14 protein-coding genes are annotated in these 15231 nt (G+C 59.1%); 9 read left to right on the top strand and 5 right to left on the bottom strand.

Annotation, left to right across the window (positions count from 1 at the left end; translation table 11 throughout):
* From rfbD to HBO41_RS01700, 3 genes are read right to left on the bottom strand one after another with little or no spacing between them, the layout of a single operon-like run.
* On the bottom strand, positions 1-897 hold the full coding sequence (rfbD, locus tag HBO41_RS01690; protein WP_138450057.1) for a dTDP-4-dehydrorhamnose reductase: 897 nt from the start codon (positions 895-897) through the stop codon (positions 1-3).
* A complete protein-coding gene (gene rfbB, locus HBO41_RS01695; RefSeq protein ID WP_138450055.1) occupies positions 894-1964 on the bottom strand; it encodes a dTDP-glucose 4,6-dehydratase in 1071 nt (356 codons plus the stop codon). Before rfbB ends, rfbD begins: the two co-directional genes overlap by 4 nt.
* Positions 1965-1968: 4 nt before the next feature.
* Positions 1969-2943 (bottom strand): glycosyltransferase family 2 protein, encoded by a 975-nt coding sequence (locus HBO41_RS01700; RefSeq protein WP_169985262.1) that lies wholly within the window; start codon positions 2941-2943, stop codon positions 1969-1971.
* A gap of 558 nt (positions 2944-3501) precedes the next feature.
* Between HBO41_RS01700 and HBO41_RS01705 the strand changes: the two genes are divergently transcribed.
* Positions 3502-4905 carry an FAD/NAD(P)-binding protein gene (locus HBO41_RS01705; RefSeq protein WP_169984884.1) on the top strand — a complete coding sequence of 468 codons (1404 nt, stop codon included), beginning with the start codon at positions 3502-3504 and terminating at the stop codon, positions 4903-4905.
* 67 nt (positions 4906-4972) lie between these two features.
* Here the strand turns inward: HBO41_RS01705 and HBO41_RS01710 are convergent, their stop codons facing one another.
* Entirely contained in the window at positions 4973-5833 is an 861-nt protein-coding gene (locus tag HBO41_RS01710; RefSeq protein WP_169984886.1) for a DMT family transporter, read from the bottom strand.
* A gap of 421 nt (positions 5834-6254) precedes the next feature.
* On the opposite strand from HBO41_RS01710, the gene HBO41_RS01715 reads away from it, so the two are divergent.
* Positions 6255-7046 (top strand): CPBP family intramembrane glutamic endopeptidase, encoded by a 792-nt coding sequence (locus tag HBO41_RS01715; protein ID WP_026013506.1) that lies wholly within the window; start codon positions 6255-6257, stop codon positions 7044-7046.
* 73 nt (positions 7047-7119) lie between these two features.
* A complete protein-coding gene (locus HBO41_RS01720) occupies positions 7120-8685 on the top strand; it encodes a PAS domain-containing methyl-accepting chemotaxis protein (RefSeq protein ID WP_056861515.1) in 1566 nt (521 codons plus the stop codon).
* 84 nt (positions 8686-8769) lie between these two features.
* Here the strand turns inward: HBO41_RS01720 and HBO41_RS01725 are convergent, their stop codons facing one another.
* Positions 8770-9462, bottom strand: coding sequence for an alpha/beta family hydrolase (locus HBO41_RS01725; RefSeq protein ID WP_262380126.1), 693 nt, complete (start codon positions 9460-9462; stop codon positions 8770-8772).
* Positions 9463-9541: 79 nt separating this feature from the next.
* On the opposite strand from HBO41_RS01725, the gene ccoN (HBO41_RS01730) reads away from it, so the two are divergent.
* From ccoN (HBO41_RS01730) to ccoO (HBO41_RS01755), 6 genes are all read left to right on the top strand, one after another.
* Positions 9542-10966 (top strand): cytochrome-c oxidase, cbb3-type subunit I, encoded by a 1425-nt coding sequence (ccoN, locus tag HBO41_RS01730; protein WP_099548824.1) that lies wholly within the window; start codon positions 9542-9544, stop codon positions 10964-10966.
* A 10-nt stretch (positions 10967-10976) separates the two neighbouring features.
* Positions 10977-11585: a cytochrome-c oxidase, cbb3-type subunit II gene (gene ccoO / locus HBO41_RS01735; RefSeq protein WP_017134815.1), complete on the top strand. Its 609-nt coding sequence runs from the start codon at positions 10977-10979 to the stop codon at positions 11583-11585.
* A 3-nt stretch (positions 11586-11588) separates the two neighbouring features.
* Positions 11589-11789 carry a cbb3-type cytochrome c oxidase subunit 3 gene (locus tag HBO41_RS01740; protein WP_017134814.1) on the top strand — a complete coding sequence of 67 codons (201 nt, stop codon included), beginning with the start codon at positions 11589-11591 and terminating at the stop codon, positions 11787-11789.
* Complete coding sequence (gene ccoP, locus HBO41_RS01745; protein ID WP_169984888.1) at positions 11786-12733, top strand: cytochrome-c oxidase, cbb3-type subunit III; 948 nt, start codon at positions 11786-11788, stop codon at positions 12731-12733. Before HBO41_RS01740 ends, ccoP begins: the two co-directional genes overlap by 4 nt.
* A gap of 447 nt (positions 12734-13180) precedes the next feature.
* Positions 13181-14623 (top strand): cytochrome-c oxidase, cbb3-type subunit I, encoded by a 1443-nt coding sequence (gene ccoN / locus HBO41_RS01750; protein WP_099548822.1) that lies wholly within the window; start codon positions 13181-13183, stop codon positions 14621-14623.
* Positions 14623-15231: a cytochrome-c oxidase, cbb3-type subunit II gene (gene ccoO, locus HBO41_RS01755; RefSeq protein ID WP_053257425.1), complete on the top strand. Its 609-nt coding sequence runs from the start codon at positions 14623-14625 to the stop codon at positions 15229-15231. The genes ccoN (HBO41_RS01750) and ccoO (HBO41_RS01755) overlap by 1 nt, the downstream gene beginning before the upstream one ends.

Below are 15231 nucleotides of genomic sequence, written 5' to 3' on the forward strand. Positions count from 1 at the left end.
TCATTTCTCTAGTGTTTCCATCAGCATCCGTGCCACACCGGATTGCCATTCTGGCAAGCACAATGAGAAGGCATTTTGCAGTTTTTGGGTGTTCAATCTGGAGTTGTTAGGACGTTTGGCGGGAGTAGGATAAGCCTCAGTCGCTATCGCGCCAACTTGCGCAGGAGCGACTTTAAGTTCCACGCCAGCTGCTTGGGCCTGTTCAAGCACAAAGCGCGCGTAACGGCACCATGTAGTCTCTCCTCCAGCCGCAAGATGATAAATTCCACCAAGTTCTGGTTGAAGCCTCATTGCACGAATGCTGTGCGCCGTCACATCAGCCAACAGATCAGCACCGGTCGGGGTGCCGAATTGATCGTCGATCACGTTCAGGCTGTCACGCTCCGTGGCCAGGCGCAGCATCGTCTTGGCGAAGTTATTACCTCGAGCTGCATAGACCCAACTGGTGCGGAAAATCAGGTGTGCGCAACCGCTGTCCTGAATCGCTTGCTCGCCTTGAAGCTTGGTAGTGCCGTAGACACTCAGCGGCCCCACTGAGTCGCTTTCCTGCCAAGGCGTATCACCATTGCCAGCGAACACATAGTCAGTGGAATAGTGCACCAACAAGGCATTGAGCTTGAGGGCCTCGGCTGCCAATACCGCGGGAGCTTCTGCGTTGACGCGCAGTGCCTGGGCGGGCTCACTTTCGGCCTTGTCGACGGCGGTGTAAGCCGCCGCGTTGACGATGACGTCAGGCGCAAACCGCTGCACGGTCGCCGCCAGGCCTTCAAGATCGTTCAGGTCACCACAGTAGTCCTGGCTTTTGGAATCCAGCGCCAGGACTTGGCCCAATGGCGCCAGGCTGCGCTGAAGTTCCCAGCCGACCTGACCATTTTTACCCAGCAGTAGAATCTTCATGCCGAACGCTCAGTGTAGTTTTTCTCAACCCATTCACGGTAAGCGCCGGACTGGATGTTGCTCACCCAGTCTTGATTATCCAGGTACCAATGAACGGTTTTGCGAATACCCGTCTCAAAGGTTTCCGCCGGTTTCCAGCCCAATTCGCGCTCAAGCTTGCGAGCGTCGATAGCGTAACGACGGTCGTGGCCAGGACGATCCGTCACGTACGCGATTTGTTCGTTGTACGGTTTGCCATCCGCGCGAGGGCGCAACTCATCAAGCAAGGCGCAAACGATGTGCACGATGTCGAGGTTAGGCTTTTCGTTCCAGCCGCCCACGTTATAGACCTCACCCACAGTACCGGCTTCCAGCACTCGGCGGATGGCGCTGCAGTGGTCTTTTACGTACAGCCAGTCACGAATTTGCTGGCCGTCGCCGTACACCGGCAGCGCTTTGCCAGCCAGTGCGTTGACGATCATCAGCGGAATCAGTTTTTCCGGGAAATGGTAAGGACCATAGTTGTTCGAGCAATTGGTCGTCAGCACCGGCAGACCATAGGTATGGTGATAGGCACGGACCAAATGGTCGCTCGCGGCCTTGCTCGCCGAGTAAGGGCTGTTTGGCTCGTACTGGTGAGTTTCGGTAAACGCCGGATCGTCCTTGGCCAGGGAGCCGTAGACTTCGTCAGTCGAAACATGCAGGAAGCGGAAGGATTGCTGGGCATCGGCATCCAGACCTTTCCAGTAGGTACGCACTGCTTCCAACAGACGGAAGGTACCAACGACGTTCGTCTCGATGAAGTCTTCCGGGCCATGAATGGAGCGGTCGACGTGCGACTCGGCAGCGAAGTTCAGGATCGCGCGCGGCTGGTGCTCTGCGAGCAAGCGCTGGACCAGTTGGGTATCGGCGATATCGCCCTGTACGAACACATGGCGCTTGTCACCCTCGATCGAGCTGAGGTTCTCCAGGTTGCCGGCATACGTCAGCTTATCCAGGTTAATGACCGGCTCATCTGTCTGAGCTACCCAGTCCAATACAAAGTTTGCACCGATAAAGCCCGCACCGCCGGTTACTAAGATAGTCATTGAGTCAGATCTTTTTCAGTAATGTTGCAAAAATTAGCCCGAGGTTCCCCATGAACGTCTGCCGATACAAACCGGCGGACCAGAACCCCAGCACTCGTCTAAATAACGTTTGACTGCGTGCACCTTTAAAGCGCGCAAGCGTCGTTCGATGTTCTTCACAAAGACGATGCTCCATAGCTTCGAGGGCACGAATGTTCTGTTCGTTCCACTCGTAAAAACGTCCTTGAAAGATCATCCGCAGCCGAACCAGGCGTGCTGCCCAGCTGGAGTTGCTGCCAATCAGATTTTCATCATGCTGGCGGTACTGCATTCTAGGTTTGGGATCGTAGCGTACGACGCCTCCCGCCCCCGTAACGAGTTGATACGCCCACCAATCATGGGACGGAACTACTACATCCGGGCCAGCCTCGATGAGGAGTTCACGAGCAGCCTGATTGAAAACCATAGTATTTCCGCCCGCGATGCTTTGAACGAGCGCATTCGAGAAGTGCGGAGGCAGAGAAAAAAGTGGTGAGAAACCGAGTGCAACCCCCGATTCACTGACCAACTGCGTGCGACCACAATAAAGCGCCGGTACATCCGAAGGCTGGCTCTGAAGCCACTCAACGGCTACCTGCAGCTTCTCATCATTCCAGATATCGTCCTGATCACACCAGGCAAAATAATCTGCCTGGATATCGGCACGACACGTAAGCGAGAGGAAATTGGCGACAAAGCCTTTTTGAGGGCCGGGTACCACTCTTAACCGGTCGCTACCCCAACGATTGCAGTACGCCTGAAAAATCCTGGATGCGCCATCTTTGGAGTCGTCATCGGAAATGACCAGGGACCAATTGCGATGACTCTGCCGTTCAATGGAGTCGAGCTGGTCCGCAAGGAAAGCTTCACCATTGTATGAGCACATCAATACCGCGACGTTTGCCAGGCAAACATCGTTCGGCAGAGCATTGGAAAGGCTACGCGATGCGAAAATAGACACAATATCCCTATGCGAACGTACGACATATCCTGCAGGGAGGTAGGATACAGGCCACAATAAGGTCGGAATTATTACAGTATTGGCCTGTAAGATCAATCTTACGCGTGACCAATGGTCGACCGCCTTACGTCCACCAAAGCGCTCTACCATGAGGCGTTGCACCTCTAACGTGCACTGTGCAATTTTTGCTTGATCAGCCGACAGCTTCAGTTCAAGGCCGACAACCGCAGCACGCTCAAGTTCCAACACCACCCCAACTTGTCAGACGGCTGATTGCAACCCATTGCACCACAAGCTCCAAACCTGCCCCACTCACAGCCGGTCAACGACACAACAGGCATAATGCGCGACACTTCAACCGTGAATACCGACTGATCTATATCAACGAACACTGAATAGCCAAAGTTGAGTACTGGATGACGAACCCGATCCACTTCATCATCCCGCTTACAACAAACCCTCGATCGTTCCTACAAACACTCACCGGCTCTGATTCAAAAAGAGCAATAGAACTACTTTGTCAATTGAAATATGAGCGGCGTTGAAACTGGAGCTGGAATGAATACCAAGACCCTCGCGATTATCGGCGCAGGCTTCTGCGGCTCGACGCTGGCCGTGCACCTGTTGCGCCACCCGCCGGTTGCTGCGATGAAAATCCTGTTGATCAGCCGGCCGGGCAGCATGGCTCGGGGTGTCGCATACAGCACTCAGGCCCGTGCGCATGTGCTCAATGTGCCAGCAGGCCGGATGAATGCGCTGGCCGGTGAAGACGATAGCTTTTATGACTACGTAAAACGCAGCCATCCCGACGCCACTCCTGCGCTCTTCGCAGAGCGGCGCCTTTACGGTGATTACCTGCAGGCGCTGCTGCAACAGGCATCCGACAACGCGGCGCCCGGCTGCCAATTGCAGGAAGTGATTGGGGAAGTGGTCAAGATAATCCCTCAGCCAAATGCTCAGGGTGGCCTGCTGTTGATGGATAACGGCGAACATCTGCAGGCCGACGCCATCGTTTTGAGCATTGGCAGTTGTGCACGCCAAGCGCCTTCCATTGCTCCCGAATATCGACCGTTCTATGAAAGCCCAGGCTATGTACACGACCCATGGCAACCTGGCGCACTCGATCGTATCGACACAAACGACCCGGTCTTCCTGATCGGTAGCGGGCTGACGATGCTGGATGTGGTACTCGACCTGCGCGACCGTGGGCACACCGGCTCTATTCAAGCTGTGTCACGCCGTGGCCTGCTGCCGCAGCCCCACCGCGAATTGAACGCGCACCCCGACTACGACGAAGGGCTGGCACAGCACATGCTCACCGATTGCAGGGTGCGTCACTATGTACGCGCAGTGCGTGATGCGATTCGCCAGCATGCACAAGCTGGCGGAGACTGGCGAGATATCATCGGCGGGCTAAGATCTGCCACCCGGCAACTGTGGCACGCCTTGCCACTAAATGAACGCCTGCGATTCCTGCGGCATGTACGCCCCTACTGGGATGCCCATCGCCATCGTTGCGCCCCACAACCGGGAGCACGCATGCAGGAGGAACTGGCCAGTGGCAAACTCACGCTTGTGGCCGGTCGCATCGTCGGCTACGCCTCAAACCCCGGCAGTGTGAGCGTTTCTGTACGTCGTCGCGGCACCCGCATCGAAGAACAACTGGAAGTCAAAGCAGTGATCAATTGCACGACTCCAGCGCTGGACCTGCGCCAATTGGACGACCCACTGCTCAAGTCCCTGCGTGCTGATGGCCTGCTGGTGCCTGACGCACTCGGCACCGGCATGGCTATCGCACCGTCCGGCGCACTGCTTGATTGCAATGCAGCACCCTCAGACTGGCTGTACTACGTCGGCCCCTTCCTCCAGGCGCGCGACTGGGAGGCCACCGCAGTCCCGGAACTGCGCGAGTACGTGAAACAGATGGCACAGACTTTGGCCACGCCCCTCACCCGAGCATGAATCGCTCGCTGACAGGCGCTCGCTTTGGCGAGCCCCGTCAGCGCCGACTCAGTGGTCAGTGTCGGACTCAGCTTCTACGAAACACAAACCCCAACCCGACAATGATCAACCCCATCCCCAGCACGCTCAACAGCGCAAGCCGATTGCCAAAGATCAGGTAATCCATAACCGCCGTTACCGCCGGCACCAGGTAAAACAGGCTGGTGACATTCACCAGATTGCCACGCGCGATCAGTCGATACAGCAGCAGCGTCGCCAGCAACGACACCACCAGGCCCATCCACAGCACCGGCAGGTAAAAGCTCGCGCTTTGCTCAAAGCGGAACGGCTGGAACGGCACAAACACCGCGCACAGCAGCAGCCCTGCCACGTACTGCACCGGCAGTGTGCCCAACGGATTGTCGGTGATGCGTTTTTGCATGATCGAACCCAGCGTCATGCTGGCCAGCGCCAGCAAGCCGAACAACATCCCGGCCAGGGACATACCCGACAGCCCGATGCCCTGATAGACCACCATGATCAACCCCGCCAACCCCAGCCCAAGGCCGAATAACCGGCTTAACGAGCGCTGACGCTCCATCAGCACCACCGTGAGGATCGGCTGCACGCCCATGATGGTGGCCATCATTCCTGGCGTGACTCTGAGGTCCAGGGCCAGCAGGTAGAAAATCTGATACGCGCCCAACAACACCAGGCCGGTCGCCGCCGCATACAGCATGGGTTTGCCGGGGCGCGGCAGTTTCAGCTTGAGCATTGGCACCAGGATGACCAGGCCCGCCAGGGCGATGGCAAAACGGATCAATAAGAAGGCAAAGGGTGAAGCGTGGGCCAGGCCCCACTTGGAGAAAATCGCCCCGCTGCTCCACAGCAGGACAAACAGGCTCGTCGAGGCCGCCGCGGCCACGGATTGTTTCGAAAGAACAGACATGGTTACCACCTGTCATCAGGCAAAAAAAGCCGATTCAGCAGACGCTGAGATTCAATAGGTTTTTTTCAGGCGGGCAGACGGGAACAGCAATTTGCTGATCAGCCCGAAATGCCAACACCCGGCGGTGATACGACTGCGTACACCGGCGTGCTACTGACAGGTGGGGGATAGTGACTGATCTGCGCAGGCTGCTTATTCGCGCACGGCACGACCACAGCGTTGACCGCTGAATCGACTACCGCTATGCGCTGGAAAGCTGGCATGTGCTGATCTTTTTGAAGGGATTGAGACCTGCGGACTATAACCAGCTGCCAAGCGATTTTGCAATCACTTCACCCAGGCGTTTTGCGTGGAAGAGTTTTCATGCCTGCAACGAAAGTCGGTCGCTATAATGCCGGCCAGTTTTTTTCAAGGATTTCACATGATTGCTCTGCCCTGGCTGTACCTGCTGCTTCTTTCCATTGGCTATGTACTGGCCTTGACCTACGGGCAACTGGGCATGCTGGCGGCGGTTTCCGTAGTCATGCTGCTGATTGCGGGTTACGCCGTGCGCCAGCAACGCAATCCTTGGGCGCGTTACCTCGGACACGGCTTGTTTATCGTGCTGGCGCTGGGCCTGGCGATGCATTGGTTGCCAGGTTTCTACAACGGCCGCGGGATCGCGCCTCAACGCTTTACGCCTGATTCGGTGCCATTTTCGATGTACCTCAACCAGGACAAACCGTTGATCGGCTTCTGGCTGCTGCTGGCCTGCCCCTGGATCGTGGCACGCAGGTCATTGCGCCTGTCGATCTGCGTGACTGCGCTGGCGTTGACCCTGACAGCCGTTGCAGCGTTGGGCGGCGCAATGTTGCTGGGGATGATCAGTTGGGCGCCCAAATGGCCGGAACAGGCGTGGTTGTGGGTATTGAACAACCTGCTACTGGTGACCCTGGTTGAAGAGGCGTTGTTTCGTGGCTACATCCAGGGCGGCCTGAGCGAGCGCTTCAAACACCTGCCTTATGGCGAGAATGTGGCGCTGCTGCTGGCCTCGCTGCTATTCGGTTTGATGCACCTGGGCGCAGGTTGGCATTGGGTATTACTGGCAAGCATCGCCGGGGTCGGTTATGGCCTGGCCTATCGCTTTGGAGGGTTGGGCGCGGCAATCGCCACGCACTTCGGGCTGAACCTGCTTCACTTCGGGCTGTTTACCTACCCGATGCTGGCCGGCTGATTATTGCAAAAATAAGTTAAATAAAAGCCCGCAAGCGCCGATAACCCCTGAAAGCCTTGCGGATTGAACAACCATGCGTAATAACCAACCCGTTACCCAGCGCGAACGTACCTTCCCCGCTCAGCAACGGTTGATCTCCACCACAGACGCCAAAGGTGTAATCACCTACTGCAACGATGCTTTCGTCGAAATCAGTGGGTTCACCCGCGACGAACTGGTCCGAGCGCCGCACAACCTGGTGCGTCACCCGGATGTTCCGTCGGCTGTGTTCGCGCACATGTGGTCCACGCTCAAACAAGGCTTGCCATGGATGGGCATCGTCAAGAACCGCTGCAAGACCGGCGATCACTACTGGGTTAACGCCTATGTGACGCCAGTCTTCGACGGCAACCAGGTGATCGGCTACGAATCGGTGCGCATCAAGCCCACCGCCGAGCAGATCCGCCGGGCCGAAGCGCTCTATCAACGCATCAACCAGGGCAAGTCCGCCGTGCCGCAGCGCGACAAGTGGCTGCCGGTGTTGCAGGACTGGCTGCCGTTTATCCTGGTCAGCCAGCTGAGCTTTATGATTGGTGCATCGCTCAATTCCCACTGGGGTTTTGCCCTGGCGGCGGGCCTGTCGGTGCCACTGGGCCTGCTGGGCCTGAGCTGGCAGCAGCGCGGCCTCAAGCGTTTGCTGCGTTTGGCCGAGCAGACCACGTCTGACCCGTTGATCGCGCAGATGTACACCGACAGCCGAGGCGCGCAGGCGCGGCTGGAGATGTCGATTCTCAGCCAGGAAGCGCGGCTGAAGACCTGTCTTACACGCTTGCAAGACACGGCTGAACACCTGAACGACCAAGCTGCGCAGTCCAATACCTTGGCGCATAACAGCTCCAGCGGCCTGGAACGCCAACGCGTGGAAACCGAGCAGGTGGCCACGGCGGTCAACCAGATGGCAGCGACCACTCAGGAAGTCGCCAGCCATGTACAGCGCACGGCGGACGCCACTCAGGAAGCCAATCGCCTGACCGGTCGCGGCCGCGATATCGCCGGGGAAACCCGCGAGGCGATCCAGCGTCTGTCGGTGGCCGTGGGCGAGACGGGTGTGACCGTCACCCAACTGGCCAAGGACAGCGATGAAATCGGCGGTGTGGTCGATGTAATCAAAGGCATTGCCGACCAGACCAACCTGCTGGCACTGAACGCGGCCATCGAAGCGGCGCGCGCCGGTGAGATGGGCCGAGGTTTTGCGGTGGTGGCTGACGAAGTTCGCCAACTGGCGCAGCGCACTGCCGAGTCCACCGGGCAGATCCATACGCTGATCGCCAAGCTGCAACACACCGCAGCGGCGGCCGTGCAAACCATGGACGCCGGGCATCGCCAGGCCGAAGAAGGTGTGGCGCGGGTGATGGAGGCGGATCAGGCGCTGGTGGGCATCAGTGAGGCGGTGGCCAATATCACCGACATGACGACGCAAATCGCTGCCGCTACCGAAGAGCAAAGCGCAGTAGCCGAAGAGATCAGCCGTAACATCAGCACGATTGCGCTGTTGGCGGATCAGACCTCGGAACAGGCGATGAACTCGGCGCAGTTGAGTGAGGAGCTGACGCACACCGCCAATACCCAGTATTCGCTGGTAGAACGTTTTAACCGGTAAATCGCTATCGCAGGCAAGCCAGCTCCCACATTTGAAGGTATTCACAATTCAAAATGTGGGAGCTGGCTTGCCTGCGATGGGGCCCTAACAGGCGCCCAAAAACCCAGCCACCTTCACCGCAGCCGCCTCCAAATGCTGCTCATGACCAAACCCCGAAGCCTTCAACGGCTTCAAATCATGATCCCCCGCCACCAGCCACATCACCTCGATGCTGGGTGACAGCGCATACCCTTCCACCGCCGCCCGATTACCCAGCGCATCGCGCTCGCCCTGCACAATCAACGTCGGCGTCTTCAACCCGGCCAGATGTTCGACTCGAGGTTTTTCCGGCTTGCCCACCGCATAAAACGGATAACCCAAACACACCAGCGCGTCAGCCCCCAGCTCATCGGCCAACAAACTGGCCATGCGCCCCCCCATGGACTTGCCGCCAACCGCCAGCTTCCCAGCGACATGACGTCGCACCTCGGCATACACCTCGCGCCAGCATTCGAGCAGTTTCGGCGCCGGGTTCGGCGGGCGTTTACCGCCGTCCACGCGGCGTTGAGCCATGTACGGGAACTCGAAGCGCAACACGTTCACACCATGCCCGGCAAGGCGTGCAGCCATGTCGCCCATGAAGGCTGAGTCCATCGGTGCACCGGCGCCGTGGGCCAGGATCAGTGTCGCCGGCGCACGCGCGATAGACCCCGTCGCGGCATTCCACAACCAGCCATGTTCCCGTACACACTGCGCCCATTGATCCCCGTCAATACTGGCCTTGTGCTCTTTGCCCATGCTTGCCTCGCTTTTTAGTCTGCCTATAACTCCAGCCCAAGTGCCGCATTTGCTTGGGTTGAACCGTGGATGGGGAACCATGAACACTACTTTAAGTACCGCCTATAACTACAAGGTGGTCCGCCAATTCGCCATTATGACGGTGGTGTGGGGCATCGTCGGCATGGGGCTCGGGGTTTTTCTCGCCGCCCAATTGGTATGGCCTGCGCTCAACTTCGATTTACCCTGGACCAGCTTCGGCCGTTTGCGCCCGCTGCACACCAACGCGGTGATCTTTGCCTTTGGTGGCTGCGCGCTGTTCGCCAGCTCGTTTTACTCGGTGCAACGCACCTGCCAAACCCAGCTGTTCGCGCCAAAAATCGCCGCGTTCTGCTTCTGGGGCTGGCAGCTTGTGATTGTGCTGGCCGCTATCAGCCTGCCACTGGGCTACACCACATCCAAGGAGTACGCCGAGCTGGAATGGCCGATCGCCATTCTTATCGCCGTGGTCTGGGTCGCCTACGGTGTGGTGTTCTTCGGCACGGTGATGAAGCGCAAGACCAAGCACATCTATGTCGGCAACTGGTTCTTCGGTGCGTTTATCATCACCGTGGCCATTCTGCACATCGTCAACCACGCGTCCCTGCCAGTGAGTTGGACCAAGTCCTACTCGGCCTATGGTGGTGCGACGGATGCGATGGTGCAGTGGTGGTACGGGCATAACGCGGTAGGCTTTTTCCTCACCGCAGGCTTCCTGGGGATGATGTACTACTTCGTACCCAAACAGGCCGAGCGTCCGGTGTATTCCTATCGCTTGTCCATCGTGCACTTCTGGGCGCTGATTACCCTGTACATCTGGGCCGGCCCCCACCACTTGCACTACACCGCGCTGCCGGACTGGGCACAGTCGCTGGGCATGGTGATGTCACTGGTACTGCTGGCACCCAGCTGGGGCGGCATGATCAACGGCATGATGACCCTCTCGGGCGCCTGGCATAAGTTGCGCAGCGACCCGATTCTGCGCTTCCTCGTGGTCTCCCTGGCCTTCTACGGCATGTCGACCTTCGAAGGGCCGATGATGGCCATCAAGACGGTCAACGCCCTCTCCCACTACACCGACTGGACCATCGGCCACGTACACGCCGGGGCGCTGGGTTGGGTAGCGATGATTTCCATCGGCGCGCTGTACCACATGATCCCGAAAGTCTTTGGCCGCGAGCAGATGTACAGCCTCGGCCTGATCAACGCGCACTTCTGGCTGGCCACCATCGGCACCGTGCTCTACATCGCTTCGATGTGGGTCAACGGCATCGCCCAGGGCCTGATGTGGCGTGCGGTCAACGAAGACGGCACCTTGACCTACTCCTTCGTCGAAACCCTGGTGGCCAGCCACCCTGGCTTCATCGTGCGGCTGGTGGGCGGTGCGATCTTCCTCAGCGGCATGTTGCTGATGGCCTACAACACCTGGCGCACCGTGCGTTCGGCGCAACCTGTCGAAGCCACTACCACTGCGCAGCTGGCCTGAGGAGTCGATGATGAAACACGAAACGATTGAAAAGAACGTCGGCCTGTTGATGCTGCTCATGGTGCTTGCCGTGAGCATCGGCGGCCTGACCCAGATCGTCCCGCTGTTCTTCCAGGACGTCACCAACAAACCGGTGGAAGGCATGAAGCCCTACACCGCGCTGCAGCTTGAAGGCCGCGACATCTACATCCGCGAAGGCTGTGTGCAGTGCCACTCGCAGATGATCCGCCCGTTCCGCGCCGAAACCGAACGCTACGGCCACTACTCGGTAGCCGGTGAAAGCGTGTGGGACCACCCGTTCCTGTGGGGTTCCAAGCGCACCGGGCCGGACCTGGCACGCGTTGGCGCACGTTACTCGGACGACTGGCACCGCGCGCACTTGTACAACCCGCGCAACGTGGTGCCGGAGTCGAAAATGCCAGCCTACCCATGGCTGGTCACGGCCCCGGTCGACAGCAGCCACACCGAGACCAAGTTGAAGGTGATGCGCACCCTCGGCGTGCCGTACACCGACGACGACATCAGTGGCGCCGTCGCCAGCCTCAAGGGCAAGACCGAGATGGACGCGCTGGTTTCGTACCTGCAAGTGCTCGGCACTGCCATCAAGAGCAAGAGGTGAGCCATGGGATTTGAATTCGATGCGGGCACCATCCGCGGCCTTGGCACGCTGGTGGTCGCCATCGCCTTTATCGGCCTGTCGCTGTGGGTGTTCAACAACCGGCGCAATGCGGACTTCGAGCAGGCCCGCCTGCTCCCGTTTGCCGATGAACCTTCTCCATCCGACGCTCAAGAAGAGCCTGCAACAAGGAGCACCCGCCCATGACTACCTTCTGGAGTACATGGATCTGCGTACTGACCCTCGGCAGCCTGATCGGCCTGACCTGGCTACTGATCGGCACCCGCAAGGGCGAGACCAAGGGCAGCGTGGACCAGACCATGGGCCACGCCTTCGACGGTATCGAGGAATACGACAACCCGCTGCCCCAGTGGTGGTTCATGCTGTTCGCCGGCACCCTGGTGTTTGCCGTCGGCTACCTGATCCTCTACCCGGGCCTTGGCAACTGGAAAGGCGTGTTGCCGGGCTATGAAGACGGCTGGACCCAGACCAAGGAATGGGACAAGGAAATGGCCAAGGCTGATGCCAAGTTCGGGCCGATCTTCGCCAAATTCTCGGCCATGTCGGTGGAAGAAGTGGCCAAAGACCCGCAGGCGCTGAAAATGGGTGGGCGCCTGTTCGCCTCCAACTGCGCGGTGTGCCACGGCTCGGATGCCAAGGGCGCGTATGGTTTCCCGAATCTGGCGGACAACCTCTGGCGCTGGGGCGGCTCGGCTGAGGCGATCAAGGCCACGATCATGAGCGGGCGCCATGCGGCGATGCCGGCCTGGGGTGAAATCCTCGGTGAGGACGGCGTGAAGAACGTCGCCGCCTATGTGCGTCATGACTTGGCCAAGCTGCCATTGCCGGCTGACAACACGGCCGACCTGGTAGCCGGCCAAGCCGCGTTCAACACCACCTGCGTGGCGTGCCACGGCCCACAAGGCCACGGCATGGAAGCCATGGGCGCGCCGAACCTGACCGAGCCTGCCGGCTTCATCTACGGCACCAGCCTGGCCCAGTTGCAGCAGACCATCCGCCATGGTCGCCAAGGGCAGATGCCGGCGCAGGATGTACTGCAAGGCAATGACAAGGTGCACCTGCTGGCAGCCTATGTGTACAGCTTGTCCCACACCGCTGATGGCGCAACGCCAGAAAGCCAACCTGAGTAACTGCTGAATGCCTCCCCCTGATCAGGGGAGGCCCGCTTAACTGTGGCGAGGGAGCTTGCTCCCGCTGGGCTGCGAAGCGGCCCCAAAATCCTGGGAGCGCTACGCACTCCAGCGCGAGCAAGCTCCCTCGCCACAGGTTCACCTCGCGGCCAAGTGTCGCACCCTTCCCAAGTCCAACTTTCCCCTCCTCACTTTCGGGTCTACGCTTATTCCCACAGTGGACCAATCCTGGCCTACGCGACGGTATTCGTTGCGCCCCTGAAAATTCCTGTCCACTTGATCAGCTTTCCATTTCCGATTTTGTCCCTACGTAAAACATGGAAAGGGCGCAGAATCTGGCTCGGAACGCATTGATACAGGTCAGTCATTGCGTTGCAATGGCCCCTCGCTTTCTACATACTTGCGGCCGATTTTACCTATAAAAAACCTAAACCGTGGAACCTTAGAATGAGCACAGCAATCAGTCCGACTGCTTATAACTATAAGGTCGTCCGCCAGTTCGCCATCATGACGGTGGTCTGGGGGATCCTTGGCATGGGGCTCGGGGTGTTTATCGCCTCGCAACTGGTGTGGCCGGAATTGAATTTCGGTTTGCCCTGGACGACCTTCGGCCGCCTGCGCCCGCTGCACACCAACCTGGTGATTTTCGCCTTCGGTGGTTGTGCGTTATTTGCCACTTCCTACTATGTCGTGCAGCGAACCTGCCAGACGCGACTGATCTCCGATGGCCTCGCCGCCTTCACCTTCTGGGGCTGGCAAGCCGTAATCCTCGGCGCCATCATCACCCTGCCGCTGGGCTACACCACCACCAAGGAATACGCCGAGCTGGAATGGCCGATCGCGATTTTGCTCGCCATCGTCTGGGTGACCTACGCCCTGGTGTTCTTCGGCACCATCGTCAAGCGCAAGACCAAGCACATCTATGTCGGTAACTGGTTCTACGGTGCCTTCATCCTGGTGACGGCGATGCTGCACATCGTCAACCACGCTTCCCTGCCGGTGAGCTGGTTCAAGTCCTACTCGGCCTATGCCGGGGCGACCGATGCGATGATTCAGTGGTGGTATGGCCACAACGCCGTGGGGTTCTTCCTCACCACCGGTTTCCTGGGGATGATGTACTACTTCGTACCCAAGCAGGCCGAACGCCCGATCTACTCGTATCGCCTGTCCATCGTGCACTTCTGGGCGTTGATCACCCTGTACATCTGGGCCGGTCCTCACCACCTGCACTACACCGCGCTGCCGGATTGGGCGCAATCGCTGGGCATGGCGATGTCGATCATCCTGCTGGCGCCAAGCTGGGGCGGCATGATCAACGGCATGATGACCCTGTCGGGCGCCTGGCATAAGCTGCGCACCGACCCGATCCTGCGTTTTCTGGTGGTGTCGCTGGCGTTCTACGGCATGTCGACCTTCGAAGGGCCGATGATGGCGATCAAGACGGTCAACTCCCTGTCCCACTACACCGACTGGACCATCGGCCATGTACACGCCGGCGCGCTCGGCTGGGTGGCGATGATCTCCATCGGCGCGCTGTACCACATGATCCCCAAACTGTTCGGCCGCCCACAGATGCACAGCGTTGGCCTGATCAACACCCACTTCTGGCTGGCCACCATCGGCACCGTGCTCTACATCGCCTCCATGTGGGTCAACGGCATCACCCAGGGCCTGATGTGGCGTGCGATCAACGATGACGGCACCCTCACCTACTCCTTCGTCGAAGCGCTGCAAGCCAGCCACCCGGGCTACATCGTCCGCGCCATCGGTGGTGCGTTCTTTGCCAGCGGCATGCTGTTCATGGCCTACAACGTCTGGCGCACCGTGCGTGCTTCCGACCCGGTAGAAGCCGAAGCCGCCACCAAGATCGCCGTTGTGGGAGCTCACTGATGAAGCATGAAGTAGTCGAGAAGAACATCGGCCTGCTGGCCTTCTTCATGGTCATCGCCGTGAGCATCGGCGGCCTGACCCAGATCGTTCCGCTGTTTTTCCAGGACGTGACCAACAAACCCGTAGAAGGCATGAAGCCGCGCCCAGCGCTTGAAGTTGAAGGCCGTGACGTGTTCATCGCCAACGGCTGTGTGGGTTGCCATTCGCAAATGATCCGTCCGTTCCGTGCCGAAACCGAACGCTACGGCCACTACTCGGTTGCCGGGGAAAGCGTCTGGGACCACCCGTTCCTGTGGGGCTCCAAACGGACCGGCCCGGACCTGGCCCGTGTCGGTGGTCGTTACTCCGATGACTGGCAGCGTGCGCACTTGTACAACCCGCGCAACGTGGTGCCTGAGTCGAAAATGCCGGCGTACCCGTTCCTGGTGGAAAACAAGCTCGACGGCAAGGACACCGCCAAGAAACTCGAAGTCTTGCGCACCCTGGGCGTGCCCTACACCGATGAAGACATCGCCGGTGCAGCCGCTGCCGTGAAGGGCAAGACCGAAATGGACGCACTGGTGGCCTACCTGCAAGGCCTTGGCACCATCATCAAAAGCAAACGGTGA

This window comes from Pseudomonas sp. WS 5146 (genome assembly GCF_012985495.1).
Classification (GTDB): domain Bacteria; phylum Pseudomonadota; class Gammaproteobacteria; order Pseudomonadales; family Pseudomonadaceae; genus Aquipseudomonas; species Aquipseudomonas edaphica.

Bases quoted from the DNA above. Each gene is read 5' to 3' on its own strand.
- rfbD (WP_138450057.1), bottom strand. From the start codon at position 897: ATGAAGATTCTACTGCTGGGTAAAAATGGTCAGGTCGGCTGGGAACTT.
- rfbB (WP_138450055.1), bottom strand. From the start codon at position 1,964: ATGACTATCTTAGTAACCGGCGGTGCGGGCTTTATCGGTGCAAACTTT.
- HBO41_RS01705 (WP_169984884.1), top strand. From the start codon at position 3,502: ATGAATACCAAGACCCTCGCGATTATCGGCGCAGGCTTCTGCGGCTCG.
- HBO41_RS01710 (WP_169984886.1), bottom strand. From the start codon at position 5,833: ATGTCTGTTCTTTCGAAACAATCCGTGGCCGCGGCGGCCTCGACGAGC.
- HBO41_RS01715 (WP_026013506.1), top strand. From the start codon at position 6,255: ATGATTGCTCTGCCCTGGCTGTACCTGCTGCTTCTTTCCATTGGCTAT.
- HBO41_RS01720 (WP_056861515.1), top strand. From the start codon at position 7,120: ATGCGTAATAACCAACCCGTTACCCAGCGCGAACGTACCTTCCCCGCT.
- HBO41_RS01725 (WP_262380126.1), bottom strand. From the start codon at position 9,462: ATGGGCAAAGAGCACAAGGCCAGTATTGACGGGGATCAATGGGCGCAG.
- ccoN (WP_099548824.1), top strand. From the start codon at position 9,542: ATGAACACTACTTTAAGTACCGCCTATAACTACAAGGTGGTCCGCCAA.
- ccoO (WP_017134815.1), top strand. From the start codon at position 10,977: ATGAAACACGAAACGATTGAAAAGAACGTCGGCCTGTTGATGCTGCTC.
- HBO41_RS01740 (WP_017134814.1), top strand. From the start codon at position 11,589: ATGGGATTTGAATTCGATGCGGGCACCATCCGCGGCCTTGGCACGCTG.
- ccoP (WP_169984888.1), top strand. From the start codon at position 11,786: ATGACTACCTTCTGGAGTACATGGATCTGCGTACTGACCCTCGGCAGC.
- ccoN (WP_099548822.1), top strand. From the start codon at position 13,181: ATGAGCACAGCAATCAGTCCGACTGCTTATAACTATAAGGTCGTCCGC.
- ccoO (WP_053257425.1), top strand. From the start codon at position 14,623: ATGAAGCATGAAGTAGTCGAGAAGAACATCGGCCTGCTGGCCTTCTTC.